At 37.6% G+C, this 26,451-nt stretch carries 21 protein-coding genes; 14 read left to right on the top strand and 7 right to left on the bottom strand.

What is annotated here, in order from left to right:
- Positions 1-344: 344 nt before the first annotated feature.
- Complete coding sequence (locus tag H7A25_19910) at positions 345-1,868, top strand: YifB family Mg chelatase-like AAA ATPase (protein ID MCP5502174.1); 1,524 nt, start codon at positions 345-347, stop codon at positions 1,866-1,868.
- 227 nt (positions 1,869-2,095) lie between these two features.
- Here H7A25_19910 and H7A25_19905 read toward each other — a convergent pair whose 3' ends face one another.
- The 4 genes from H7A25_19905 to H7A25_19890 form a co-directional block, all read right to left on the bottom strand.
- A complete protein-coding gene (locus H7A25_19905; GenBank protein ID MCP5502173.1) occupies positions 2,096-2,575 on the bottom strand; it encodes a hypothetical protein in 480 nt (159 codons plus the stop codon).
- Positions 2,572-2,772: a hypothetical protein gene (locus tag H7A25_19900; protein ID MCP5502172.1), complete on the bottom strand. Its 201-nt coding sequence runs from the start codon at positions 2,770-2,772 to the stop codon at positions 2,572-2,574. Before H7A25_19900 ends, H7A25_19905 begins: the two co-directional genes overlap by 4 nt.
- A 102-nt stretch (positions 2,773-2,874) precedes the next feature.
- Positions 2,875-6,894 (bottom strand): caspase family protein, encoded by a 4,020-nt coding sequence (locus tag H7A25_19895; protein MCP5502171.1) that lies wholly within the window; start codon positions 6,892-6,894, stop codon positions 2,875-2,877.
- A 146-nt stretch (positions 6,895-7,040) separates the two neighbouring features.
- Entirely contained in the window at positions 7,041-7,862 is an 822-nt protein-coding gene (locus tag H7A25_19890) for a hypothetical protein (GenBank protein MCP5502170.1), read from the bottom strand.
- 265 nt (positions 7,863-8,127) lie between these two features.
- Between H7A25_19890 and H7A25_19885 the strand changes: the two genes are divergently transcribed.
- The 8 genes from H7A25_19885 (at position 8,128) to H7A25_19850 (ending at position 16,027) form a co-directional block, all read left to right on the top strand.
- The gene (locus H7A25_19885) at positions 8,128-9,615 is read left to right on the top strand and encodes a PAS domain-containing sensor histidine kinase (GenBank protein MCP5502169.1); all 1,488 of its coding nucleotides are present in this window, start codon (positions 8,128-8,130) and stop codon (positions 9,613-9,615) included.
- A gap of 64 nt (positions 9,616-9,679) precedes the next feature.
- Entirely contained in the window at positions 9,680-10,579 is a 900-nt protein-coding gene (locus H7A25_19880; protein MCP5502168.1) for an AEC family transporter, read from the top strand.
- Positions 10,580-10,636: 57 nt separating this feature from the next.
- On the top strand, positions 10,637-11,347 hold the full coding sequence (locus H7A25_19875; protein ID MCP5502167.1) for a DNA alkylation repair protein: 711 nt from the start codon (positions 10,637-10,639) through the stop codon (positions 11,345-11,347).
- Positions 11,348-11,371: 24 nt separating this feature from the next.
- The gene (locus H7A25_19870; protein MCP5502166.1) at positions 11,372-11,833 is read left to right on the top strand and encodes a hypothetical protein; all 462 of its coding nucleotides are present in this window, start codon (positions 11,372-11,374) and stop codon (positions 11,831-11,833) included.
- Between the two features lie 71 nt (positions 11,834-11,904).
- Complete coding sequence (murA, locus tag H7A25_19865; GenBank protein ID MCP5502165.1) at positions 11,905-13,200, top strand: UDP-N-acetylglucosamine 1-carboxyvinyltransferase; 1,296 nt, start codon at positions 11,905-11,907, stop codon at positions 13,198-13,200.
- Positions 13,200-13,832: a 4Fe-4S dicluster domain-containing protein gene (locus tag H7A25_19860; protein MCP5502164.1), complete on the top strand. Its 633-nt coding sequence runs from the start codon at positions 13,200-13,202 to the stop codon at positions 13,830-13,832. Before murA ends, H7A25_19860 begins: the two co-directional genes overlap by 1 nt.
- 21 nt (positions 13,833-13,853) lie before the next feature.
- Positions 13,854-15,677, top strand: coding sequence for a PAS domain S-box protein (locus tag H7A25_19855; protein MCP5502163.1), 1,824 nt, complete (start codon positions 13,854-13,856; stop codon positions 15,675-15,677).
- Positions 15,656-16,027, top strand: a complete 372-nt coding sequence (locus H7A25_19850; protein ID MCP5502162.1) for a response regulator — start codon at positions 15,656-15,658, stop codon at positions 16,025-16,027. The genes H7A25_19855 and H7A25_19850 overlap by 22 nt, the downstream gene beginning before the upstream one ends.
- Here H7A25_19850 and H7A25_19845 read toward each other — a convergent pair.
- The gene (locus H7A25_19845) at positions 16,024-17,118 is read right to left on the bottom strand and encodes a pyridoxal phosphate-dependent aminotransferase (protein MCP5502161.1); all 1,095 of its coding nucleotides are present in this window, start codon (positions 17,116-17,118) and stop codon (positions 16,024-16,026) included. The genes H7A25_19850 and H7A25_19845 overlap by 4 nt on opposite strands.
- Positions 17,118-17,954, bottom strand: coding sequence for an HDOD domain-containing protein (locus tag H7A25_19840; protein ID MCP5502160.1), 837 nt, complete (start codon positions 17,952-17,954; stop codon positions 17,118-17,120). Before H7A25_19840 ends, H7A25_19845 begins: the two co-directional genes overlap by 1 nt.
- Positions 17,955-18,239: 285 nt before the next feature.
- Between H7A25_19840 and H7A25_19835 the strand changes: the two genes are divergently transcribed.
- From H7A25_19835 to H7A25_19815, 5 genes are all read left to right on the top strand, one after another.
- Positions 18,240-18,809, top strand: a complete 570-nt coding sequence (locus H7A25_19835; GenBank protein ID MCP5502159.1) for a hypothetical protein — start codon at positions 18,240-18,242, stop codon at positions 18,807-18,809.
- 72 nt (positions 18,810-18,881) lie between these two features.
- The gene (locus tag H7A25_19830; protein ID MCP5502158.1) at positions 18,882-19,742 is read left to right on the top strand and encodes a 3'(2'),5'-bisphosphate nucleotidase CysQ; all 861 of its coding nucleotides are present in this window, start codon (positions 18,882-18,884) and stop codon (positions 19,740-19,742) included.
- Positions 19,743-19,831: 89 nt separating this feature from the next.
- On the top strand, positions 19,832-20,296 hold the full coding sequence (gene bfr / locus H7A25_19825; GenBank protein MCP5502157.1) for a bacterioferritin: 465 nt from the start codon (positions 19,832-19,834) through the stop codon (positions 20,294-20,296).
- A gap of 206 nt (positions 20,297-20,502) precedes the next feature.
- Positions 20,503-23,643 (top strand): SpoIIE family protein phosphatase, encoded by a 3,141-nt coding sequence (locus tag H7A25_19820; protein ID MCP5502156.1) that lies wholly within the window; start codon positions 20,503-20,505, stop codon positions 23,641-23,643.
- A gap of 123 nt (positions 23,644-23,766) precedes the next feature.
- Positions 23,767-25,491 (top strand): methyl-accepting chemotaxis protein, encoded by a 1,725-nt coding sequence (locus H7A25_19815; protein ID MCP5502155.1) that lies wholly within the window; start codon positions 23,767-23,769, stop codon positions 25,489-25,491.
- Here the strand turns inward: H7A25_19815 and H7A25_19810 are convergent.
- A complete protein-coding gene (locus tag H7A25_19810) occupies positions 25,488-26,441 on the bottom strand; it encodes an NADP-dependent oxidoreductase (protein MCP5502154.1) in 954 nt (317 codons plus the stop codon). The genes H7A25_19815 and H7A25_19810 overlap by 4 nt on opposite strands.
- Positions 26,442-26,451 lie beyond the last annotated feature (10 nt).

The following is a 26,451-nucleotide window of genomic DNA, read 5'->3' as shown; positions in this document are numbered from 1 at the left end:
GTGAAGCAGTAGATTAACTTTTTATAATATTCCTGATAGGTCATTGTTTTTGAATTGCTGAGTAAGTCACTTCATACTAATGATTCTTCTTTTCTATTCACAAAGGCAAAATCCATTATATTTCCTAATAATGCTTACTAAGCATTATTTATGCAAGAAAAAAAGATACAAAAACCTTATCCTTTTAAAATTTAGACGGCCCCCTGGAGTGTCAGAGAAAAAAGGGAGGACTTATAAAAAAATCGTAATAATTATCCCGAATATCCACTTCCTCTTTAAAAAAATATAAAAATTTTTGTTCCAAGTTGCATTTTTCAAACCTTATATAGTAGGAGCTAATGGAAATGAATACTTACTTATTTAGTGCAAATCTCGAGGGTATACACTCTGCAATAACCGGGGTGGAGGTTAATATTCGTCGTGGGATTCCTACGTTTACAATTATAGGACTTGCAGCAACCTGTATTAAAGAATCTACGGATAGAATCCGGGTAGCGATGGAAAATAGTGGATTTGAATTTCCTATGCAACGGATACTGGTGAATCTTTCTCCTGCCGGTGTTCGAAAGGAGGGAAGTTGGTTTGATTTACCGATTTGTGCCGGAATTTTAGTTGCGGGGAAATTTGTCGAGGTCAGTATTAATCTGGAAGAATATTTATTTTTAGGGGAACTGGGTCTGGATGGAAGTATTCGTCCCATGAAAGGATTGATAAATATCTTGATAAACCTCAAAGATAGCATAATAAAAAATGTTGTGATTCCTGAGGAAAATAAGTTAGAGGCCTCCTTTGTTAAAGATATTAATATATTTCCAATTTCTCATATTTTAGAGCTTGAAAAAATTTTTACAAAACAAAAAGAGAGCTATGTCATTGACTATACACCAAGGCAAGAAGAGCGAAAGCCGGGAAAATTTTTCTTATTTGAAAAGCAACTTTTGGGACTTCGGGCTTTGAGTATTGCTCTTTCGGGAAAGCACCATATTCTTTTTTTGGGAAGTCCGGGTACCGGGAAAACTATGCTGGCCAGATTGTCCTCTGAATTGCAGCCCCCCCTGAACGAAGCTGAGTTTTTAGATCTATTACGGGTGAAGTCTAAAATGGAACTGATGTCGAAGGAAAGTGCTTTTGAATTTACTCGACCCTTTCGAAGCCCTCATCACACGGCCTCTGACATCTCCATGGTAGGAGGAGGAAGAGACATACGCATGGGAGAGGTAAGTCTTGCCCATAATGGAATTTTATTTCTGGATGAATTAGGAGAGTTCAGCCCCGGAGTTTTACAGGCACTCAGAGAACCTTTAGAGGAAGGAAAGGTAACTATAAGCCGTGTAAACGGACACTATACGTATCCTGCATCTTTTATGCTGATTGCTGCCAGTAATCCCTGTCCCTGTGGTTATTTTGGAAATAATGAGAAAAATTGTCTTTGTTCGGCAACAAGAATTCAGAGGTATCTATCTCGTTTTTCAGGCCCTTTTTTAGACAGGATAGATTTGCAGGTTGAGATGAGTTATACAGCAGCAACCGGTAAGAAAGTAGAAGTCGATTTGGCTGAGATTTTTCAGACAATTTGTGCTGCAAAAGAGATTCAAAACATTCGCTTTAATTATTCAGCAAAGGCTTTTAACGGTCTTATGAGTGGAAAAGAATGTCTTGATTATTTCACTGTAGATAAGAAAGCTCTGAGAGTCTGGGAGAATTTGGAAAAGTCTATGGAGATAGGAATACGTAAAATGAATAAAATTCGTAAACTAAGCCGTACGATAGCCGATATGGATGCAAGTGAATATATCCGGGAAGAGCATGTGTTGGAAGCACTACATTTTAGCCGGGGAATTGAATCTGTATTTGAGAGGGCTGCCTGAGATGCAGTATCGAGTAACTCTTGGTACATAAAGAAGGTGAAGCATTAGCCAACAGCTGACCGTTAACAGCCAACAGCTAATCCCTAACCCCTAATCCCTAAACACTAATTTAACCGGCCTATAGAACTTGTCTGTCACCACATCGACCTTTCGTTTCTTACCCTGCCATTCGTAGTCAAAATAGATATGGTGTTCTCCCCCGGTGACGACGTAGTAGGAGATCTTAATTATAATCCATCTATTATAGATAATGCCCGTTGAAATACTTTATCAGATACCCATAAAGAACTTTGTTTCAATCCAATTAATGTTTGTTTTGCGTTTTCTTTAGTTATTTTTTTGTGAACTAAGTTCCATAAGACTACACCAAGAGAGCCTCTAGCATTTAGAACTTTTGTTTCTGCAAAAAGTCTTGCTGAAGCATCATCTGTTAGAAAGAGATCGGCTTTTAATTGCCTCGCAAGAATAATAGCTTCAGATTCTCCGATATGAATATTTCCATAGGTCATGTATTTTTTGGATTCTTCCAGCTCTTCAGGACCCAGTTCGATAATTGTAAATTCATCAGGCAGTGATACCTTATGTCTTTCTACTTCCTTTGCTACAGCGAGTGGAATAAAAATTTCACCCATATTTACAATCATTTCCAATGCATTAACTTCGTTCAGGTGAATAATGGGGCCAGAATCACTTACGATAATTTTCAAATCGATTCCTTTTCTTTTAAAGCCCAATCAATATCTTGATTTGCAAAGTAATCTAATAATTCTATTTGATTCTTTTGAACAAATTTAGATAAAGCAGCAAGAAGCATTTCTTCCTTTGAAGGAAAAATACCCGCTTTGATGAAATTATCCATAACAAAATCCATGCTATCCGGAATTGAAACCTGTACATTACTCATTTTTTATCCTTTTTACATTAGACTATAATATTGGTTATTATTGCGAAAACCTTTTTCTGTATCATTACAGACCGCTAACCGCTAACAGCCAACAGCCAACCTCTAATCCCTAAACACCAGCTTGACCGGCCTATAGAACTTATCTGTCACCACATCGACTTTTCGTTTCTTGCCCTGCCATTCGTAGTCAAAATAGATATGGTGTTCTCCCCCGGTGACAACGTAGTATTCAATCTTTTCCTTGACCATATCTTTATCCTTTTTCGGGGGAGATTGTTTTGAATCTTCACTGTTGCCCTCAGCTTGAGCCTCTTCAGTTCTGTGCTTGCTCTCTGGCCGGGAAACCCACCTTTCCTCGAAAGCTTTTTCCAGGTTTTCCTGAAACACATAGTTTTGCTCAGGAGAAAACCAGAACCTACCTGGTTTATCTATGTTACGTCCATTTTGACTAACTTCTATCTCCTCTTCATTGAAACACAGCTCGAAGATTTCTTTTTCATCATATTGGAATATTTTGCGTGCGATACCATAACGATGTTCCCCTTTCAGCTTTCCCTCTTTACCATAATTCTCTTCGAGAGTTTTATTTCCCTTCTCATCGTATTTGTAGACTTTGCGTGCAATGCCACTATATTTATCTTCCTTCAACTTTCTCTCTTTATCGTAATACTCGATGAGAGTTAGACTTCCCCTCTCATCGTGCCTGTAAACATAGCCTGCAATGCCATCTTCATTCTCTTTTAGGTTTCCGTCTTTATCGTAATTCTCTTCGAGAGTCGTGTATCTCCTCTCATTGTACCCGTAGACTTTGCGTGCAATCCCTTCACTATCTTCTTTAAGTTTTCCCTCTTTATCGTAATACTCTTCGAGAGTTTTATTTCCCTTCTCATCGTACCTGTAAACCTTGCGTGCGATGCCAGAACTATCTTCTTTAAGTTTTCCCTCTTTATCGTAATACTCGGTGAGAGTTAGGTTTCCTTTCTCATTGTACCTGTAGACTTTGCGCGCGATGCCATCCCTATCCTCTTTAAGCTTTCCGTCTTTATCGTAATACTCTTCGAGGGTTTTATTTCCCTTCTCTTCGTATCGGTAGACAAAGCGTGCGATGCCATCTCCATCCTCCTTTAGTTTTCCATCCTTATCGTAATACTCGGTGAGAGTTTTATTTCCTCTTTCATTGTACCTGTAGACAAAGCGTGCGATGCCATATTTCTCTTTCAGCTTTCCGTCTTTATCGTAAGATTCTTCAAGAGTTCTGTTACCCCTTTCATCGTACCTGTAAACATAGCGTGCAATTCCATCATTATCTTCCTTCAGCTTTCCCTCTTTATCGTAATATTCTTCAAGAGTTCTGTTACCCCTTTCATCGTATCTGTAGACATAGCGTGCGATGCCGAAACTATCCCCTTTGAGTTTCCCGCCTTTGTCATAATACTCAGTAAGAGTATTATTTCCCCTCTCATCGTATTGGTAGACAGAGCTTGCGGTGCCATCTCCATCCTCCTTTAGTTTTCCATCCTTATCGTAATACTCGGTGAGAGTTTGCTTTCCCCTTTCATTGTACCTGTAGAAAAAGCGTGCAATGCCTCGCCAATCCTCTTTGAGCTTTCCATTTTTATCGTAATACTCGATGAGAGTTAAGTTTCCCCTCTCATCGTACCGGAAAACATAGCGTGCGATGCCATTTTCATCCTCTTTTAGTTTTCCGTCTTTATCGTAATACTCTTTGAGAGTTACATCTCCCCTCTCATCGTATTGGGTATAGGTATAGGGTTCGATAGTAGGAGTGGTTTCTTTGCCACCGGCAGAGAGGGCTTTTGTCAGTTTGCGACAGGAAGTTAAAGTTTCGTTATTTTTCCAACTCTGCTTTTTTTCCTTTAGTAAGCAATTCTTATCATACTCATATTCATAAACAGCGACTCCGTACTGGTCGGAAGCGGGAGCATCTTTCAGTTCTCCGAAATATTCTATCTTTTGAATACAGGTAGTATCTTCTTTTCTTTCCTTTTCCATACAGGGAGTATCTAAGAAGCTACATTTATCTGTAGGTTTCGTAAGAAGAAGGCAGTTTTCGTTGTAGGTATATTTTACCTGACTGATACCCTGTTGAACCGGTGTTGGCTCAGAAAGCACCGATTCATAGGCTTCCCCGATAAGGTAGCCTTCCTGGTTATAACTATATTTACGGCTGGCGATTCTTTTATCTCTCGCTCTTCTTTTGTCTTCTGTTTCAAAATATTCCTCCGATTCGAGACACTCTCTTTTTCCACGAAGTCCTACATCTTTTCTGTCCAATCCCCATTCCTTGTAATGAGTATCAAAACCTCCCCTCTGTTTTCGTTCCTTTTCCAGACAGGCCTTATTATACTTGTATACGAATCTGGAGATCCCTTCTTTTCCGGACTTTAGTTTCTCTGACTTATCAAAGCTTTCTTTTTGTAGGAGTATACCCATAGAGTTTATAGTATAATCATATACATACGAAATATTAGAAATTCCATATTCATTTTCAGCCCTTCTTGATTTCTCATTCAAATAGGAAACGAGTAGGGGGTTGCCGTAGGAATCATAGGCATAGACTGAGCGGGCGATTCCAAATTTATTGGGCTTTAGTTCTCGCGAAGCATTATAGTATTCCTCTAAGGTCTTATTTGATAATAAATCAAAGTTTTGCACGATGCGGGAAATGCCTTCCTTATCTTCTAAGGGTCCCGGAATAAAAACTCCATCGGGAGATTTGATAAATTTTCCCTGGTACTCGTTCAGGATGGGGTTACCGTTAAAGTCAAACTCCAATCTCTGGTAAAGGATGCCACTCTGCTTATCTTTATCTTCAGAAAAAACCGCATTTCGAATCAGACCGGATTCATCGGCCTGATACACACGTTTGATTTCCCAGCCTTTTTCGGTCTTCTTCACTCCATGCACAAACTCTAATTCACCTTCCGCATTGAACTGCTTCGAGACAAATGTATCTTTGCTGTGTTCGTAAATCATATAGGAGATGCCATCGAGGTTATTGGGTAGAATCTCGCCTCCCTCGGTGATACTGTGAAAAGAAAGTCTCTGCATACGGTTTTGGCCATCGAGTAAAACCTTGGCATCAATGGCAAGACCCACCGAATTCCGAAACTTTCTCGATACTACCCGGAAAGTTTTATCGGGTCTTCCCACAGCAATCAGAAAATCCCCCGTCAAATCTCCCTTGAAGTAAGGAATCTGTTCGTGACGGTCTTTCGTGTTCCGGGTATAGAACTTCATCTTCTCTTCCACGTAGGTCTTGAGGTCATTAAAGGTCACGTATTCTCCGCCCCGGTTCTGCACCTCACCGGAAATACCCTTAATCAAAAAGTGCGTAAATACTCCACCACCCAGATCCGGGTCTTCATAAGAATAGCCACCGGGATTGGTGCCAACAAGGACTCCCACACCCTGTCCTTCCTTCACACTCTTTGGCAAGAAGTCAGCTGAGAAAGACTTCCCCCCACCGGCCTTGCCGGCTCGAAGAGTTTCCCTACAGGCATCTAAAAAAACCATAGTCTGGCGTACATCTTTCAGGGTCGCTTTCTCAATGATTTCTTTTGTTACGTTTAAAACGTTCTGAGGAGTATCCGAAGCCTTGCCCATGAGAGCATCTAAGGGAGCCACTACGTTTTCGTTGTTTATCTCGAAGCCGTGACCGGAAAAGTAGAAAAGAAAGACCTCCGGTCTCTTGTCTACGAGTGTCTTGAAAGCCCGAAGGATATTTTCCTTCGTAGGCTTAAGGGAGGCATCGGTCTGTCCTAAATCATCATTGAGAACTATAATATTCCCTTCGCCGAATTTCCCCACCTGACGGAGAACCTCGGCCATCTGCTTGGAATCACCGGCACCAAACTTCAGACTCGATAGCCCGCTGGTACTCGGATAGGCACTGACTCCCACCACGAGTGCCACCCGAACCGACTGGTTCCAGACACCTAACTTCTTGGCCGGCACGATAGCCATGCCCTTCGCATTGGTCTCGAAGGGTTTATAGGTAAAGGTATTGGGCTTTTCTTCCTTTGTGCTTTGATTATCCCCGGAAAAGAGTGGAAAGCTGATGAGAGTGAATAGAAAAAGACAGGTGAAGAGTCGTTTCATCATTCTATTTTAGTATGATTTGCTTATTTTCGCAAGGAAAAATTTGTTAAAACCAAATGCATGTTTCAATAGAAAGCTTTTGTACATAAAAAAGGTGAAGTATTTCTACTTCACCTTTTTCTTCTCTTTATTATCCTTTGCTTATCTTATCTCCAACCATCGTTAGTAAGTTCACCATGGTTTTCATAAAGACCGGCAGAACCTACAGAAGGAGCTCTTGTATGTCCGGTAAATTGTTTGTAAGTTTTGTTAGAACCAAAAGGCCAGATTCCTTCATACTGAGTTAAAGAACTCTGACACTTGCTTAAGCCACCGGCGGTATTATATGCACAGGAGGAGTGGTAGGCTACAGCGTAATCATCTTCTCCGGGAAGGATAGCAGAAGCTCCGGCCATTCCTTTATAACCGGGAACATGAGAAACTGTTACACTGGCTGTATCGTTATGATTGAAGGAAGAACGGGCAGTATTTACTATCAGAGCTCTATCCATTGCATTACCGGCATAGCCAAAGGTAACTCCGTTCAGAGCACTGGCCAGTTCAGAACCACCGGAAGCCGCAGCGAGAGCGGTAACTCCGGAAATCTTGTAACCTTTGCTGGAAGCACTTCCGCCTAACTTATCTAACCAGTATTCAGTGGCATAGCAGCCGGCACTGTGGCAGATAATTTTGCAGGTATCAGCACCTTTACATCTCTGGTTCATGACGGTTGTAAGGTTGGTTTGAGCTCTTGCTGTTCCGTATGTGCGGGGGTCTGTGGTTCCGTCATAGCCTACAAAGTATTTGGTTCCGCTTACTGTGTTAGCAGAAGAACCCCAGTAGCTGTTTACATCGGTAGTGCTGGTTCCGTTATGGTTCTTGCTTGATTTGCCATGAACAAAAACGTAGATAGTCCCGGCTGAGATAGAACTTGCAAAGAACAGTCCAAAGGCCATCAGGGTGATAAGTTTTAATTTTAAAGTTTTCATTTTCTTTCTCCGGTTATTTCAGTTTGTTTACTTTTTCCGCAGGAAGAAAATCCCCTCCCGCTTCATACTTTTAGCCTAACACATCCTGACGTAAGGTTCAAATTTATTGGGATAGATGGTAGTATAGGGGGATGAATGGAAAAAAAATAAATTTTAAAAGAAATGTCGAGTAGATCCTTTACCATTGGATAAATTAATTCCATAAGGATTCTTTTTCATGATCCGAAATAAGAAATATCCTTATATCTGACGGGGGCTAAGAGTAATGCTTGAGAAGATAAATGAATTAGAGACTCAAATTCATAATTTGTGTGCCATATTAGATCATGTTGGTGCTTATATTTTTACAAAAGATAAAAAGGGAAATTATACCTATGCAAATAAACTGGTTTGTGAGCTTTTTGGTAAATCGCTATCTCAGATCATAGGAACTTCAGACGAAGAATATTTTGATTTGCAAGAATTTCATGAGTTAAAAACGAACGACAAAATTGTATTGGATACAGGTACAAAGATAGAAAGGGAAGAAATTAATTTTATAAAGGCCAGTGGAGAAAAACGTGTCTATTGGACAGTAAAAGAGCCTTTATTGGATTCGAAAGGAAATGTAATCGGACTTTGCGGAATTTCAACAGATATTACCGAAAGGAAAAATATGGAGAAAAAGTTAGAAGAAACGAATGACCTAATTCATGCTGTTTTGGATAATGCTCCTTTATATGTTTATGTAAAAGATAGGGAACTCACCTATTTATATGCGAACAGGGTTACAGCGGAACTTTTTGGTTTATCCCGGGAACAGTTAATTGGTCGAAAAGATTCTAATTTTTTATCTTCAGAAGCAGCGAAGCATTTTAATAATATGGATCTGAAAGTTTTTGAATCAGGAGATAAACAAGAAGGTGAAGAAGTTTTTATTTCTCGAGACGGAATTGCCAGACATTATTGGTCAATAAAAATTCCATTATATTCCGATGAAAAAATTAATGCTTTAGTAGGGATCTCTTATGATATCACAGAACATTTAGTTCTCAAGAATAAACTATTGAAACAAAATGAAGAATTATATAAAGCTAATGAACAGAAGAATCGAATACTAAGCATCGCCGCACACGACTTACGGAATCCATTAGGTTCAATTAATGGAGTAACTAAAATATTACTCGAGGAACTTTCCGGAGAGAACAAAAACTTGATTAATCTTATATTTGAAACAAGTACAGGTATGTTAGAATTATTAAATAATCTATTAGATGTTACTACAATTGAAAGTGGTAAGATGACTCTAACTAAAGTTCGAATCGATTATATTTCTATTATAAAGCAGAGAATTTCTCTTTGTGAGTATTATGCAAATAAAAAGAATATAGTCATACAGTCAAATTTTTTTAGAGATGAATTCTATATATTGCTGGACAAGGGGAAAATCGAGCAGGTAATAGATAATCTTTTAAGTAATGCCGTTAAATTTTCTCACAATAATACAAGCATAAGAATAAACATATATAAAGAAAATAATTTATTACTAACAGAAATAATAGATGAAGGGCAGGGAATTCCTGAAAAAGATCTTAGTAAAATATTCCACTATTTTAACAAGTCCAGTGTTTTACCTACCGGCAATGAAAGTTCTCACGGATTGGGACTGGCAATCGTAAAAAGTATCATTGAAGGACATGAGGGGAAAGTATTCATTGAGAGTAAAGTAAATCAGGGCACCAAATTCAGATTTACTCTACCATGTCCTATATAAACACTAATAAGAACACACTTTTCTTTCTGCAGAAGAATTATTTTTCAACAGGTTTAAGCTTTTAATGGAAAACTTTTTTTATATCATCTTCTTACTCTTTATTGGAGTTCTAATCAGAAAAAATTCGTTTTTCCCGGAAAACACGGCGAAAGTTCTGAACCTTTTTGTAATTTACATTTCTCTTCCGGCCCTGATTCTTTATAAAATCCAGGAGTTGCATTTTTCCTCCGAACTCTGGATTCCCATTTTTATGCCCTATTTCATGCTCGGTCTTAGTGTTATAAGTATATATATTATTTCTAAAATACGAAAATGGGAAAGAAAAGTCACAGCCTGTATGCTTTTACTTATACCTCTCGGTAACACGTCTTTCTTGGGAATTCCGATGGTGGAATCCTTCTTCGGTAAGGATGCCATTCCCTATGTTTTACTTTACGACCAGCTCGGCTCTTTTTTGCTTCTCTCTACTTACGGAAGTATTATCATATCTGTATATTCTAATTCACCAAGTAATCTTTCCCTGAAACAAGTTCTTTTAAAGATCCTCAGTTTTCCTCCCCTGATTTTTTTATGCCTGGCCTTCGTTCTAAAACCGTTCTCGTATCCTGCTATTTTTCAATCGATTCTTAAAAACTTATCCTCCACCTTAATTCCCCTGGTTATGATAGCTGTGGGTTTTCAATTGGAACTACGTCCGAATAAGAGTCAACTTGGTTTTATAGGAACGGGTCTTTTTATAAAACTTATCCTGGCTCCTCTTGTTGCCCTCAGTTTTTGTAAGCTATTTGGTTTCAAAGGGAAAGCTGCCCTGGTTTCTATTTTTGAAGCCGGGATGCCGCCTATGGTTTCAGCAGGAGCCCTGGCTATGCTTTACAATTTATCACCCGGTCTTGCAGCTTCTCTTGTGGGTTATGGAATTATTTTGGGCTTTATTACCCTTCCTTTATTATATCTGCTCTTATGAAAACTACTTGCTCATTTTTCTATATAATCTCCTCTTATACAAAAGAGGACAAAACCCGTGAATGCAAAAGAAATCCAAAAAAAGTTGAAGCAACTGGCCAATCCAAAAAAAGCGAAGGATCTGCAAAAATATTTCAAAACCGCTAAGGGTGAATACGGGGAAGGTGATATTTTTTTAGGAATTCCGGTTCCCGATTTAAGAAAGGAAGCCAAATTGTATAAGACTCTTCCTCTCTTGGAAATTCAAAAACTTCTCAATTCTTCTCTACACGAAGAAAGGCAGCTAGCTCTGTTTATTCTCGTATTACAATATACTAAGGCTGAAGAGAGTAAGAAAAAAGAAATATATCATTTCTATTTGAAACATACAGAGCATATCAACAACTGGGACCTGGTTGATTCTTCTGCTCACTATATTGTGGGTGCGTACCTCTTTGATAAGAAGCGGGATATACTCTATAAACTTGCCAGATCCAAAAGTCTTTGGGAGAGAAGAATAGCCATGATGTCCTGTTTTTATTTTATAAAGCAAAACGACTACAGCGATGCTTTAGCTATTGCGGAACTTCTATTAGAAGACAAAGAAGATTTGATCCACAAAGCTGTAGGTTGGATGCTTAGAGAAATTGGGAAAAATGACAAAGCTGAAGAAGAAGCCTTTTTAAAAAAATGGTATTCAAAGATGCCGAGGACCATGCTTCGTTATGCCATTGAAAAATTTCCGGAGAAGGAAAGAAAAGCTTATTTACAAAAAATAATCCCTGACTAATAGAAATTAAGGAGTTTTTACAACATGGTACCTCAAACAATAAAAATTATTTATGCCGCTCTAATCATGGGAGTCTTGATGCTTACCGGAGTTTTTTTTGTTATAGAAAAAAAACCCCAGAGCAATGAGATTTTAAATCTCATTGCTTATGCTATGCTTTTTGTTAGTATAGGACTCAGCTTTGTTCTTCCAAAGCTTTTACTTAAGTCTTTAGAGTATCAGAAACAACTGGAAGCTTCCAAGCAAGCCGGTGTTTATCAGACCCTAAAAATCATACAGGGAGCACTTATCGAAGGAGCCTGTATGCTAAATGCAGTCGTGTTCTTTATGACCGGCAGGCAGGATCATCTGGGTGCCATTCTTCTGGGAGTTCTCGTTATGCTATTCCATTTTCCGAGAGAAAGTGACTTTGTAAAATTGCTGGGAGAGCCAAAACTTGAAATGGAAAAACGGAGCTCGAATTCGGAAGATGATGATAGGTTTTAAGCCGATGAAATTATTTTCAAGCTTCTGAAATTGCTATTGAAAATCTAATCACAAAAGTCAGGCTGAATCCCATGAGTTCAGCCTATTTTAAAATTAGCGGTAGAAATCCCATCCATGGAAGAATACGACCACAGGGGAATAAAAACGAAGCTCTTCCCCTCTTAGGAGCTATCTGCCTTTTGCACGGGCAGGTTCGTCTGCAAAATTTACCCTATATACAGGATGTTTTAATGTTAATCGATGTCCTGAAAGTTTTAGGAATACAGGTAGAAGACGAAGGCAATGGTTCTTTTCTTTTCACTGTTCCCGCTACGCTTCCCTCCGATCTTCCCGGTGAGCTCTGTAGTCGCTTAAGGGGAGCGGTTACTCTGGCCGGTCCCATCTTAGCAAAGGAAGGTCGAGTTTTTTTACCGAGACCCGGTGGAGATAAAATTGGACGAAGACGTATGGATACACATTTGCTGGCTCTTGAAGCTCTGGGTGCCCAGGTGGAAGTTTTTCCGGATGGCTATGAAATTCGAGCTAAGCGTCTTTTCGGCACCGATATTCTGCTGGATGAAGCTTCTGTAACTGCTACCGAAAACGCAGTCATGGCAGCCTGCCTGGCAGAAGGAACGACTATTCTGAGAAATGCAGCTTCTGAACCCCATGTTCAGGGACTCTGTAATTTTTTAAACTCCTGCGGAGCAAAAATTTCCGGAATAGGTTCCAATATTCTCAGTATTGAAGGTGTGAGTTCTTTGCATCCACCTGATTCTTCTCACCGTCTGGGTTCCGACTACCTCGAAGTTGGAAGTTTCATCAGTCTGGCCGCTGTTTGTCGGGGAGAGCTTATTATAGAAGATGTGAACCTCGAAGATATTCGTATGATACGTATGGTATATTCCCGTCTCGGAATTGAAATAAGACCGGTGGAAGGAGGAATACTGGTTCCTTCCGATCAGGAGATGAGTATTACCCCTGATTATCATGGTGCTGTTCCAAAAATTGATGATGCCCCCTGGCCGGGTTTTCCGGCGGATATGACCTCTGTAGCCCTGGTAACGGCAACCCAGTGCAAGGGAACCGTTCTTATTCATGAAAAGATGTTTGAATCCAGACTTTTCTTTGTAGATAATCTCATTTCCATGGGAGCCCAGATAATTCTTTGCGATCCCCATAGGGCCGTGGTAGTGGGGCCTTCGAGATTGTACGGAAATAAGGTCAATAGCCCGGATATTCGAGCCGGGATGGCTATGCTTATCGCCTCGCTCTGTGCGGAGGGAGAAAGTTGTATTTATAATATTGGACAAATAGATAGGGGGTTTCAGGATATCGACAGCAGGTTACGAAATATCGGAGCCGACATCCAAAGAGTTCAGGGATAATGGATAGAAAAGAGTTTATAAAAGGTCTCGGCAAACTGATCGGTAAAGTTGTAAAAGAGACAAATGAAATTGTGGAAGATATCAAGGGGGAAGTTGGTAAAACCATGAAACCTCTGGATGATATGGGCGCTGAAATGATGCAAATGCCGGAGGTAATAGAAGATAAACCCATTAATAAGAAACTGAAATTGCCTCCGGGAGCTATCGAAGGGAAAAAAGCCTTCAAAGAGACCTGTACCGGTTGTGGAGATTGTATTCATCATTGTCCGTACAATGCCATATTCCCGGTTTTTGAAAATAGATATGGAAAAAGCATTCCTTACATGGATCTCAATCATAATCCCTGTCTGATGTGTAAAGACTGGCCCTGTATTACTTCCTGCAAACCAAAAGCTTTGAAACCCTTCAAGAAAAAAGAAACACCAAAATTTGGGCAGGCGGTTTCTCTTTTTTCTTTTTGCTTAAATAGCGAGAATCCGGAAGCTTCCTGTGATATTTGCTTGCAATCCTGCCCCTTAGAAGATATTATTAAATTTAAAGATGGGAAACCCTCTTTCTCTCGTTCCTGTACCGGCTGCGGAATTTGTGTTCAATCCTGCCCGGCATTTCCGAGGGCAATACTTATAAAATAAATTGATGTATAAGGGGTTCAGATGATAGTGAGAATGTTAAAAAAGATCAACTCACTGCGTATAAGTATTCCCCTTGTGCTTTTTCTTTTTATCAGTATCAGTAGCCTGGTTTTTTACATTTTTTATACACATCTGAGCGAAACTCAGTTCTTTAATCAATTTCAGGAAAATAAAACAGAGGAACTTTCCCGCTTTCAATCCTTAGTGGAAAATTGGATTCTAAAAGACAGGTTAGATGTAGTGCAATCCTTCCTTCTCTCCTTTGGCTCGAATATTGATCTGAAATACGTATTATATCTGAACCAGGATGGAAAAATTCTGGCAGGAACCAAATCTGATTGGGAAAATCAATCCCTCTTTCAGATAGATCCTTCTTTAGAGGCACACAAAAATGATATTCAGAAACTCTTCTTTCAAACCCAAACAGAACAGAAAATCCAATCGCTTTTTCTGAAAAAGGAAGGCAAAGCCTGGTTTTGTTTGCCGATAAGCCTTCCCTTGCAAGAAACGAGTATCCGGGTAAATAAAGACGGATTCCTTTTCTTTTTTTATGATTTAAAATTACCTTTAAGTGAAAGTAAGAATGTGATTTTAATGAATTTCCAAATTTTTACTCTTGTGTCGATTCTTGCTATTCTGGGTCTGGGTCTCAGTCTAAATTACCTGATAGTCAAAAGGATTTCCGGTCTCGAACAGGCCATGAAAGACTTTGCCAGTCAAAAAAAAAATACATTTTTAGAAGATACTTATAATGATGAAATCTCAAGGCTTATTTTCCAGTTTAATCACATGGGAATAGAGCTTTCTGATGCCTACAACAGCTTAAATAAAAGTGAAACAAAATATCGGCAACTCTTTGAAAATATGAACTCGGGCTTTGCCTACCACAAAATCATTACAGATAAAACCGGAAAGCCTGATGATTATCTTTTTCTCGATATTAATCCTGCCTTTGAAAAGCTAACCGGATTGGAAAAAGCTACTATAATAAATAGAACTTTATACGAGGTATTACCCGGTTCTGAAAAATATTGGGTGGAAGAATACGGAAAAGTAGCTTTGAGCGGAAAACCGGTCGAACTGAAAAACTACTCTAAAGCACTAAATAAGCACTATTCGGTTAAGGCTTTTTCGCCGGAGTTGGGATATTTTGCTGTTACCTTTAACGATATTACTGAAGAAAGGCAGGCTGAAGAAAAACTTCGTTCCAGTCTTGAAGAAAAAGAGATACTACTCGCTGAGATTCATCATCGGGTCAAGAATAACCTGCAAATCATATCTTCGATGATAGGAATGCAATCTTATTTCACAAATCATAAGGAAACCAGGAAAAATTTAGAGACTATTAACTCCCGGATACAGACTATGGGAATATTACACCAGAAAATGTATCAAAGTGAAAATTTTAAAAATATAAACGTCAAAGCGTATTTACAAGACATTATTTCACAACTCCAAATTAACTATGCGCCTAAAAATTTTCAGTTAGAACTCAACTTTAATGTTAAAGATATAGTTTTAAACCTTGAAACGGCAATGCCCTGTGGTATGCTGGTAAACGAGATTATTTCTAACTCTCTAATACATGGATTTCGAAATAGAGATAAAGGAATGATAGGCCTGGAGTTTTATCGTTCAGGGAAAGGTTTTCATCTCAGGATTTATGATAATGGTATCGGCCTGGAATGGTCCGGGCCGGGTGGACTGGGTACCGAGATTATTAAAACTCTCACCAGGCAACTAAATGCCAATTGCTTTTTGAGTAGGAATAGGGGAACATCTTATTTGTTTCATTTTAAAATGCTGGAAAAGGAGAAAGAACGATGGAAGCGAAAAGAGTCTTAATTGTGGAAGATGAAGCCATCATTGCTCTTCAGATGAAACATCTCATTCGAAAATGGGGATACGAAGTACTCGAAATAATTGCGAACGGACGGGAAGCGGTAGAGTTTGCTTTAGAATCCAAACCTGATTTGATTCTTATGGATATTTTTCTTGCCGATGATATGGATGGTATCGAGGTTACCCAGAAAATTCATGAGCAACTAAAAGTTCCGATTATTTATGTAACGGCTTCTGATGATAATTTAACCTATGAAAGGGCTAAAAAGACAGAGTTTGTAGATTATATTACCAAACCTTATCCAACAGATTCTCTAAAGAAAGCCATTGATTCCCAACTGCAATTGACTTAAATTCTTCGCTTTTTTTCCCAGTCAATCCAGCGCTCAATTCCACTCTGAAACCTTTCTTCCTCTTCACCAAAACCTATTCGAAGAAATCCTTCTCTTTCAAAATTTGCACCGGGTAAGGTAAAAACACCGCAATTCTTTAGGAGTTCATCAGCATAATTTTCTGATAAAATACCTTCCTGCAAGCGGGGGAAGGCAACCAGCCCGCCTCCCGGAGGGATAAATTCAGCAATAGAAGGGATTTCTCGAACCCGCTCTGAAAAAAAAGAAAGATTCGTAGTGATCCTTTTTTTTATGGGTATTATTAATTTCTGTCTTTTTCTCAAAACCATCAGACTCAGATACTCTGATATCGGACTTACCGTATGAGACAGGTAATCTTTAAAGGAGCGAGCTTTCTCAATGATTTCTTCAGAAGCAATCAACCAGCCAATTTTCAAACCCATCACTCCGAAGCACTTGGTAATGGAACCGGTAGAAAAACAATTTGCTGCCGGGGAAGCTCCTGAAAAACCCAGATCTTTTTGATAGTCGAGAAATCTGTAGTGTTCATCAAAAAGGAAAAAAGCCTGATTCTTTTGATTTTTTATTCGATTAATTCTTTCTTCTGCCTTTCCATCTAAAATCTGACCGCTCGGATTATGGGGGTGGTTGATGATATACAATCTTGCCTCTTCGGATAACAATTTTTCTATATCTAAATAGCTTGCATCGACTCCTTGAATTCTGGCTCCGAGCATTTTGGGAACCTCGTATAAGGCCTGGAAAGCCGGTAAAAAAATCCGAACAATATCCTGTTTTTTTAACAATAAGTGGAATAGGATGAACAAAGCCTCTCCTGTTCCTGTAGTAATCAAAACTTCATTCTTTGTGATGCCCGGATAAAGTTCAGCGACGGCTTCCCGCAAATCCTCTCTTCCCCGGTTCGGGGAGTCATTCAGGGATAGAGGCTCGAGTTCGGAGGCTTCCATTTCGAGATCCCGTAAAAGCTGAGAAAGCGTAAAATTGCGCAAACCACTTTCTCCCAGATTACAGTTAGCTGTTAGTCGGTATTTTTCCAGCCTGTCTTCAATTAAAAACTCACCTAATTGCATCAGGTGGCTAATTCGAAGAAAGGGTGATCCTGTATGTTTTCAAAGTAATCTGTGTGGAATAGGTTTATTAGCTCTTCCGGTGCTTCATAATGTTTAAAGAGAGCGAGTTCCAACTCTTCTATTTCAGGACTGACATGAAGACTTAACATTTTTCTTGCTAAAATATCGGCTAATCGAACCAGGCGATCGTTATCGCTGACTTTAGAAATTTCTTCTTTTGAAAAGGTTTGAGCTGCTACCACATCTGCCAGCATTTGAGGGATCTTCCAGAATTCAAAAACTTTCAGAGATAATTCAATGAAGTTTATCCCTAATTTTTCGGTTTCCAGGGCGAGAAGTGTTTTATCTCCACTTTCTGAATCCTTTAATAGTTCCTGGTATTCTTTGGGATAATTCACCGCTAGAATCGTCATCCCTATCTTGTGTAAAAGGCCACAAAGAAACAGATCTTCGCGAGTTTTTTTAAAACCGAGAGGAGTTCCAAGGTCAAATGCAATTAAAGCAGTAAGAATCGACAAAATTTGCAGGTGGGTTTTATAGACATCCCCCTTTAACCTCGCAGCAATATTTTTAGTACTTTGCAGGATTACCAGGTTTTTCACGGTTTTAATACCCATCAAAGTAATGGCATCTCTCAAATTTTTTACAGAACCGGAGCGACCATAGAACGCTGAGTTTGCAATTCTAAGAAGCTCTGAAGTTATTCCTTTATCCGGATTGATGAGCTTTTCTAATTCATGAATTCCGTTGGCCGGATCGGTTATGTCAAATAACATAACTTTTATTGTTACTGTAGGTAGAGGAGGAATCTTTATTTCACTAAGTTTCAGGTCCATATTCACCTTTTATATGAGAAATTTTTTTACTACTTAAAGCTCAGAAGTCAACTAAATATTTGTCGTGAAACGAATAAAATCGATGTAAATTGTCAGTATAGAAGAAATTCTTATTTTTTCCGCTTGTAGAGCAAAGTATCCTGTCGATAGAAAGAAACCCTGGAGAGATACTGAAAAAAGAAAATTAGGAAAATGCTCCATTCTCAATCAGGGAAGAAAATAAAGTTTTCTTTTAAAACCTAAATCCGATAATGGTACAAAATTTCGAATGACAGGTTGTGTATTATGAATTTTAAAAGTGTTTTATTGGCTTCAGCTGGCCTTTTAATTGCAACATCTCTTCTGGCTGATAGAAAGTTAGGTGTAATTAACGACTTCAACAAGGTAGAAGAATACAGAAGTAATTCGATCGCATCCAGACAATACAGAGAAATGACCCTCGAGAAAAATGTTCTGAGTGCAATTAATTCTTCTTTTACAAAAAAGTATGTTGCAAAAGAAAGAGAAGCTCTTTTAAAGGGACTCGGCATGAAAGATATTACTTTTGAACAGGAAAAAGGAACCTATAACTATTATTTAAGTTTCAGTACAAAAGGTGACGGAGCCCAGACATATCTTATTTTCTATAACTTTGCAACCAACCCGGAACTGTTTCTGCAAGATCCGGTGGATGAAAGAGTTTATCTGAAACCTTCTGATAAAGAAATGGAAAGGCAAGCCCAGGTAGATAAGCAAGAACAGGAGCAAACTTTCTCCAGTGGTGATCAGGGATCCGGAAGTAGTGATTCTGCACCCGGAAACAGCGGAAATACTCCGGCCAGTGATAAATCCAAAAAACCGGATGGCACCGACTAAGAATGAGTCAAGAAGGGTGGGGTTTAAAACCACCCTTTTTTTATTATAAAAAAATTCCTCTGAGGATTGAAAATGCAATCCATATATAAAAATGTTTTAGACCGGCTTTTACCTAAAGTTTTTGAAGCTGCTGAAGAAGTGATGAAAATCTATAATTCAGATTTTCATGTCAATTGGAAAAAGGAAGGGGATCCCCTTACAGAGGCCGATCTAAAAGCGAATTCGATTCTATCCAACTTTATACATCAGAATTATCCGGATGATGCTATACTTTCAGAAGAATCCGCTGATATTGAGGATAGACTCCATGCGAAGCGGGTCTGGATTATCGATCCCATAGATGGAACCAGGGAATTTGTTACGAAAAATCCCGAGTTTGCCATTAGCATAGCCCTGGTTGAAGACCGCCGTTCTGTATTAGGGGTCATTTTCAATCCGGCAACAGGAGAGCTTATTTGTGGGATTCAAAACGAAGGTGTTTTTTACCGAGTACTTAAACAACCCTTTCCGAATGGTTCTATCCCCCTTCACTTTTCGAAAAATTCAGATGAACCAAAGAAAAAACCGGTTTGTATGGTTTCGTTCTCAGAATCTAAAGAAGGTATATTTCAAAAACTTCCACTGGTGAATGAGTTATTTTACATTCAACCGGTAGGTTCAGTAGCTTATAAATTAGGTCTTCTGGCTGCCGGTAAATGCGATCTGGTTTTTTCGGTGTATCCAAAAAATGAATGGGATATCTGCGCCGGAGTAGGTCTTTTAGAAGCCGCTGGAATGAAAGCACTTGAACTGACAAGTTTTGATTCTATTCTATTTAATTCTTACCCTCCTGTTGTTTTAAATGGCCTATTAGCGGGAAAAAAAGAACTTATAGAAAATATTCAGAGAAGCTATAAAAAAGAGTTTCAGTCTTTTTTTCGGGAACGTTCTTAGAAGGATTTTTTTATACAAAATTACTCTTCTTTATAAAATCGGTTGATTCTAATTATAGTATAGAAAAGGTATAAGCAAAGGAGATTTTAATGAAAGGAAACGAAGAAATCATTCAGATTTTAGGAGATGTTCTGGCTGCTGAATTAACAGCTATTAATCAGTATTTTATTCACTCAAAAATGACAAAAAATTGGGGCTATAATAAATTAGCCAGTTTTTTAAAAGGTGAATCTATTGAAGAAATGAAACATGCTGATGTTGTAATCGATAGAATTCTCTTTTTAGAAGGCGTCCCGGACATGCAGCGTTATATGAAAATCAATGTAGGGAAAACTTTCCCGGAGATGCTAAAATTTGATCTGGATGTAGAACTTGCTGCTGTGGAAAGGTTAAACAAGGGAATCGAAATCTGTACTAAACACCATGATAATGCTAGCAGAGAGCTATTAGAGACCATTCTTATAGCGGAAGAAGAACATATCGATTGGATTGAGACTCAACAACAACTCATCAATGATATTGGTCTCCCCAATTATCTGGCACAGCAAATATAAGAGCCTGTCTGATAATGAAGCTACAGGCTCTTGCAGCTTGCTTTTCTTTAATAGATAAGTCTATTTTAATACACGTTTTAAGAGTTATCACTGGCATAGGAGGGCACATAACAGTGCCATCCATAAAAACTATATTTTATTACTTGAATTTATTTTCAGGTGAGATGTATATAGGAAAAGAACTAAATTAATACCTATACTTTACAATGGAACTACTGAAAGATATATACTTTTCACCTATCTCATTTGGATCTTTATTTACAAGTCTCGTATTTCTTATTACGTTTCTTTACCTTATCACAATAAAGAAAAAATCAACAGCTACAACCCACCTGGCTCTTGCAGTCGGATTCTTTTCTTTATTACCGCTCAGCTACTTTTTAAGTTCGAGTCTGTATAATCCGAATAGCTCCATATTTCGTTTGATTGGAGCTTTAATTCCTCTTCCTGCAGGGATTCATATTATATTATTTTTCTTGCACTATCCTGAGAAAAACAATTCCCTTTTTCCTAAATTTGTTCTGTTTATGGGTTGGGCCTTATCTATTGCTACTTCTATTATCCTTTTCAGGGAATTTAGAAGTTCTTCTCTCTTTTATGATTTTACAGTACATTTTTGGGAATATAATCTGAATGATTCCTATCAGAAACTTGGAATTCTGATTTTGTTTTTACTCGGGTTTATTTTTATTACGGGTATTATTCGAATTATACTGAATAATAACGGAACTCGATTGGCCTTAAGTGGTATTCTATTCTCTATTCTCATTGTAAGCCTGGTACCGGCAGTAGCCAATCTTCTCAGTCGTGAGTGGATTATTGATAGGATTGTTTTTCTTAAAATTTTTGAAGTCTTAAGCTTTATAGGAACTATCCTTCTTCTCGTATTTTTTACTGAATCTACAGAAGAGAGAATTTCTTATATAGATAGGATTTGTACGGCATTGATTTTTACGGTGATGCTTTTGCTTCGAATCGTATATCAATTTCATTATATTGATCACGAATCTCAGTTTGAATTACTCTATAATCGTAATTTCGATGAAATATCCAGGAAAATAAGTCTGCCGGAAAATATTGAATATATATATGGATATAATCTCTCGGATGACTCTCTTAATACTTCCTTAAATGGAGAAGAGGATGAAGATCCTTTTCCTGGAAAAACGAATCCAAAACGAGAACTCCGCTTTTCTTTTTATATTCAAAAGATTCTTGATAGCTTAAGTCATGAAAATGATTTTGATAAGTTGGAATTATTCAACAATACTCCTAAGGAATTTGCTGCTTATAAATATTACCTTATACAGAAGCTTTTTACGAACCCGGAAAAGATAGAAATAAATAAAGAGAAAGTAATTAAACAATTAGAAATACTTGAAACGAGTTTAAAGCCTTTTCGTTATCGCATTGAAAAGATGGAAGCTATTTCGTTTCGACAGACCTTTGCCAAGTTTTTAGAATTACCGATAGAAAATATTCAGAGCATTCAAAATATTCTCAAAAAACATCTTGCTGAAAGCTCTTCAGAAGGAGAGGTTTTGAAGGAAGAAATTCTCTCCTATATTCAGGCTATCAGATTTGAAGGAAAGCCATTCTACAGAAGTTCCCTTGATGAAAAATCTCAACACTATATTTGTTTTTTGAAAATTGATACAGAGAATGGAATTGTCTATGAGGCAGGTTATTATTATATTAGCTATCGAGCCTATATTAATGAATGCTCTAACTATTTTATCTATATACTTTTAGCTTCTATTGTCTTAATTTATTATTCAAGTAAAGCCTTTCTTCATTTCACTCTGATAAAAAGACTTTCTCCACTTTTAAATGGTTTAAATTCTATACATTCCGGTAATTTTGATGTAGCTATAAAAAATGGAAAGGAGGATGAACTGGGTATTTTACTTTCTTCTTTTAATGATATGGCTATACGAATGAGTGAAAAACAGTTTTCCTTGAGTACTCAGTTGAAAACGTCAAATACACGTAAAAAAGAAAATTCAGATGATTTTTATAAACTATTAAAAGAACATCGTAAGCTTATAAGAAAACAACAGAGAGAGCATTTTATTATATCTCGTTTCTATTCAGAATTAAATCCTCCGCTTCCTGACTTTTCATCTCTTCAATTAGAAAAGAAAGTATTACAGAAATATAAATTTCCCCGTCGGCAAAAGCAAATTGAACTGGGTGGGGATCTGATTTTGACAGAAAAAATAAAACTAAAAGAAAAGAATATGCTTTTATTTTTTTGTGTGGATCCTCTCGGTCGTTCCTTGCAGGGAGCCGGTGCTGCAATTATCATTTCATCGATATATAAGATTTTTATGGAAGAACTCAAACAAAAAGAGAATGAGTTATATCCGGAAAAATATCTTGAGATTTTGTATATAAAACTAAATTCTTTTACACTCAAATTAAATTCATTATTAAGAGTTAGTTGTACTCTGGGTATTATTGAAGAGAAAAGCGGATATATTTATTATGTTTTCTCTGAATACCCTGAACCAACTTCTTATATTAAAGGAAAAGCTGAGTATATATTTCCTAAATATCGCAATAAAAAGCTGGGAATTCCTGGTTTAAATTCTAAAAAAATACAAATAAATACATATAAAATGAAACCGGGGGAAGTTCTATTTTTTGGTTCAGATGGAAAAGATAAAATATTAACCGATATAGTTGGAACAAGAAAAATTTATAATAAAGATAGAAACACCTTTTTACATATCTTAGAACGTTCGGAGGGTAAGTTAGAAAAGGTGTTTGAAAATATAGTCTTGAAGGGAGAGTTAATAGATGATTTTTCTCTTCTAAGAATTCAATACCAACCTCTTGAAGATATTGTAGATAATTCCGCTAATTCAATCTTAATGTGGGATGAATATGCAGAAGCCAGGGAGAAAAAGGACTGGGAATCCTGTCTTGATATATTGGAAATGTCTTATTTATCAAATCCGGGAAATGAAATTCTACTCAAAAATCTGATGTATACCTGTTTATACTTATCGAATTATGAAAAAGTTGTCGAGTATGGAGAGGAGTATTTGCAAAATTTTCCAGGTGAGCTGGACTATATTTATGCAATTTCCTATTCCTATAGAAAAACAGGTTATCTGGAGAAAGCACTGGAATTGGGAGAAAGGATACGCCTTCGTTCTCCGGATATGATCAAAAATCTGAGTAATTTACTGGAACTTTACTATATACTGGATGATAAAGGAAATGCTAAAGAAGTGTTGGAGGACTTAACCAGTCTGGATCCAGAAAATAAAATAGCTTTGCAGTATAAGGTTATCCTGCTTAGAGATTTTGCAGATTTTGATATCAATGCTTTTACCTGACATTCTCTGAGTGTAAATGCAGGTGAATACATTAATCAAACAGGTTTATAGAAGATAATTTTTTTACTGATATAAATTTTCCGATTTACAAATTTTAAATCTTGAATATACTTTCTCCCTAAAATGAAGTTTCAGACGAAGGTTTTTATTTTCATTGCACTGGCTATTAGCCTTATGTTTGCATCTATCATTGGTATTATCAGTTTTCGTTTGAATAGGGCCACCGATGAATATATCCGTCTTTTCTCGAAACAAACAGCAGCCAACGCTTCTTTTCTATTAGATAATTATTTCCATACGCATAAAGAAGTAGGGCAAAAAGAAAACCTTATCAAAAAAATTGAAACAGACCTGATTCAGAAAAAACTCAACACAGAAGAATTGCAAATGATACAAAAAATTGTTTCAAGTGTTGAGGTTGCAGGAGAAGGTTATCTAAGTGTTTACATTTCAAATGGGATGGTTATTGGAAGTAAGAAAGATGTGTACAACGGAAAGTTTGTAGAAGAAACTACCGGAAGTAAAGAACTAATAGAAGGGGTTAAAAATAAAAAACATATTATTTTTAAACGCGAATCCAGTACTTTAAAAGATATTGTAATATGCTCCGTTTATACATATAATCCCCTCGGTACTTCTTCTACCTGGACCTTTGGAATCAATATTCCCAGTTCCAGCATTACTTCTGAATTTTATTCAACCCGGAGATATATAATTTTTACCGGAGTAATTTCTGCTGCTATTCTTCTTATTGGACTTTATTTTCTTTCAAATAAGTTGGTTCAAGTTTTTATTGAAGTTTATCATTTTATTCTCTCTCTCAGTCATGGAAATCTGAACACTCAGATTAAAATGAAAACCGGAGGTAAAATTGCCGAATTTCTTCTATCTCTTCAGGCTCTTCTTGAAAAAATGAAAGATATTGTTTCTGAAATTCAATCATCATCAGATGAATTAATAGATTTTTCAAATACAATTCGTTCTTTAAATACCGGCACTGCAGAAGGTGCTTTAACTCAGAGTAACAATACGGTAGAAGTTGCCGGGGCAATACATAATGCTAATAAAAGTTTTTCTAATGTAATGCAGAATATTAAAGACCAGGCGAAGTATATGGAAAGTCTAAATCAGCAATCTGAAGAAATTAGTAAGCTGACGGATGATATTGATAGGAGAATGATAGAAACAACAAAAGTTACGAATAGCATGGTCGAGACAGCTGACAATGGTTTGAAAGGAATTAAAGAAACCGCTCTTCATGTGGATAAGGCTTTTAAAAGTTCAACAGAAACTCAAAAAGTAATTGATATTATCATTTCTATATCAAAGCAAATAAACCTTTTAGCTTTGAATGCTTCTATTGAAGCAGCTCGTGCCGGAGAAAGCGGTAGGGGGTTTATGGTGGTAGCGGACGAAATTTCGAAGCTCGCAGCCCAGACTTCACAGAGCATCGCTTCCATACGGAAGCTTATAGATGAAAATGTGAGTTCCATCTTAAATACTCAGATTGGAATTCTGGATAATATTGCATCTTTACAGGATATTCATGCAAATATAAACCAGGTAGCCCTGACTGTTAAAGATGTGGAAAACAGTACGGACTCTCTTCTTCAACTTAATAAAAATCTGGAAAATGAAATTGTTCTTGTTGCCAGGGGAGCAAATGACATCCAATTCATTACTTTGAATGAGCAAGCTGCACTTGAGCAGGTTAGCAGTTCTATCGAACAAATAAAAGATTGGATGCTAAAAAATACAAAAGATTCGGAACAAATTGTTAGTTCCCTAAATCGCTTGCATGAGATTGCCAGTAAACTAAAATCTAAATCCAGCTTTTTCAAAATTTAAGTGTTTACTAATATAATTTTTCCCCTTGTATGTAAAGTTTCTGCTTGCCTGTGGGCTTTATCTACTTCAGAGAAATTAAATCTGGCAGAGACTTCTGTTTTTAATGCACCTTCATCAATAATGTTTGCAATTTCTTCTAACTGTTTGGCATTCGGTTCAACAAAAACGTAATGGTATTTAGAATCACCTTTATTTAAATCCTCTATAGGTTTTTGAAAAGCCAGAATCGAAACGTAGCGTGTTTTGGGTCTAACACAGGAAAAACTTTTTAGCTGGGTTTCTCCTCCCACGCAATCAAAAATCACATCTACACCATTCGGACATTCTCTCTTAAAGCCTTCCAGGAAATCTTCTTCTATATAATCAATACAGATATCAGCACCAAGTTGTTTTACATATGAATGGTTCTTCTTACTACAAACGGCTATCACCTTCGCTCCCTTATATTTTGCGAGCTGAATCGCAAAAGAACCGACTCCGCCTGACGCTCCGATAACCAGGAGACTTTCAGATTCTTTTAGTTTACAGGCAGAAAATAGGGATTGATAAGCAGTCAGGCAGGCAAGAGGTATGGAAGCAGCTTCCTCAAAACTCATTCTTTCAGGTTTTTTGGCCAGATAGGCTTCCGGTAAAGAAATAAATTCGGCATAGCAACCCTCTTGAATCACAGGTCTTCTTGCATAGGCAAAAACAGCTTCTCCGATTTCGAAACGTCGGGCTGCATGACCTCTATCAACAACAGTTCCGGCCATATCCCAGCCCGGAATAATAGGAAAAATATGAGGTACCCGGGATTGTAAAAGTCCTTTTCGAATTTTCCAGTCTACCGGGTTTATTCCGGCTGCATGAATGTTGACCAGGACTTCTCCTTCTTTAGGTACAGGTTTTTCCATCTCTTTTTCTTGTAAAACATTAATATCACCAAATTGCTCCAGTATGATTGCTCTCATGAGTCCTCTG

This window comes from Leptospiraceae bacterium, from assembly GCA_024233835.1.
Lineage (GTDB): Bacteria > Spirochaetota > Leptospiria > Leptospirales > Leptospiraceae > JACKPC01.
This window is presented reverse-complemented; position numbering and strand designations above follow the sequence as displayed.

Excerpts from the sequence above, each read along its gene's own strand:
- H7A25_19910 (MCP5502174.1), top strand. The coding sequence starts at position 345 with ATGAATACTTACTTATTTAGTGCAAATCTCGAGGGTATACACTCTGCA.
- H7A25_19900 (MCP5502172.1), bottom strand. The coding sequence starts at position 2,772 with ATGAGTAATGTACAGGTTTCAATTCCGGATAGCATGGATTTTGTTATG.
- H7A25_19895 (MCP5502171.1), bottom strand. The coding sequence starts at position 6,894 with ATGAAACGACTCTTCACCTGTCTTTTTCTATTCACTCTCATCAGCTTT.
- H7A25_19890 (MCP5502170.1), bottom strand. The coding sequence starts at position 7,862 with ATGAAAACTTTAAAATTAAAACTTATCACCCTGATGGCCTTTGGACTG.
- H7A25_19885 (MCP5502169.1), top strand. The coding sequence starts at position 8,128 with ATGCTTGAGAAGATAAATGAATTAGAGACTCAAATTCATAATTTGTGT.
- H7A25_19880 (MCP5502168.1), top strand. The coding sequence starts at position 9,680 with ATGGAAAACTTTTTTTATATCATCTTCTTACTCTTTATTGGAGTTCTA.
- H7A25_19870 (MCP5502166.1), top strand. The coding sequence starts at position 11,372 with ATGGTACCTCAAACAATAAAAATTATTTATGCCGCTCTAATCATGGGA.
- murA (MCP5502165.1), top strand. The coding sequence starts at position 11,905 with ATGAGTTCAGCCTATTTTAAAATTAGCGGTAGAAATCCCATCCATGGA.
- H7A25_19860 (MCP5502164.1), top strand. The coding sequence starts at position 13,200 with ATGGATAGAAAAGAGTTTATAAAAGGTCTCGGCAAACTGATCGGTAAA.
- H7A25_19855 (MCP5502163.1), top strand. The coding sequence starts at position 13,854 with ATGATAGTGAGAATGTTAAAAAAGATCAACTCACTGCGTATAAGTATT.
- H7A25_19850 (MCP5502162.1), top strand. The coding sequence starts at position 15,656 with ATGGAAGCGAAAAGAGTCTTAATTGTGGAAGATGAAGCCATCATTGCT.
- H7A25_19845 (MCP5502161.1), bottom strand. The coding sequence starts at position 17,118 with ATGCAATTAGGTGAGTTTTTAATTGAAGACAGGCTGGAAAAATACCGA.
- H7A25_19840 (MCP5502160.1), bottom strand. The coding sequence starts at position 17,954 with ATGGACCTGAAACTTAGTGAAATAAAGATTCCTCCTCTACCTACAGTA.
- H7A25_19835 (MCP5502159.1), top strand. The coding sequence starts at position 18,240 with ATGAATTTTAAAAGTGTTTTATTGGCTTCAGCTGGCCTTTTAATTGCA.
- H7A25_19830 (MCP5502158.1), top strand. The coding sequence starts at position 18,882 with ATGCAATCCATATATAAAAATGTTTTAGACCGGCTTTTACCTAAAGTT.
- bfr (MCP5502157.1), top strand. The coding sequence starts at position 19,832 with ATGAAAGGAAACGAAGAAATCATTCAGATTTTAGGAGATGTTCTGGCT.
- H7A25_19820 (MCP5502156.1), top strand. The coding sequence starts at position 20,503 with ATGGAACTACTGAAAGATATATACTTTTCACCTATCTCATTTGGATCT.
- H7A25_19815 (MCP5502155.1), top strand. The coding sequence starts at position 23,767 with ATGAAGTTTCAGACGAAGGTTTTTATTTTCATTGCACTGGCTATTAGC.
- H7A25_19810 (MCP5502154.1), bottom strand. The coding sequence starts at position 26,441 with ATGAGAGCAATCATACTGGAGCAATTTGGTGATATTAATGTTTTACAA.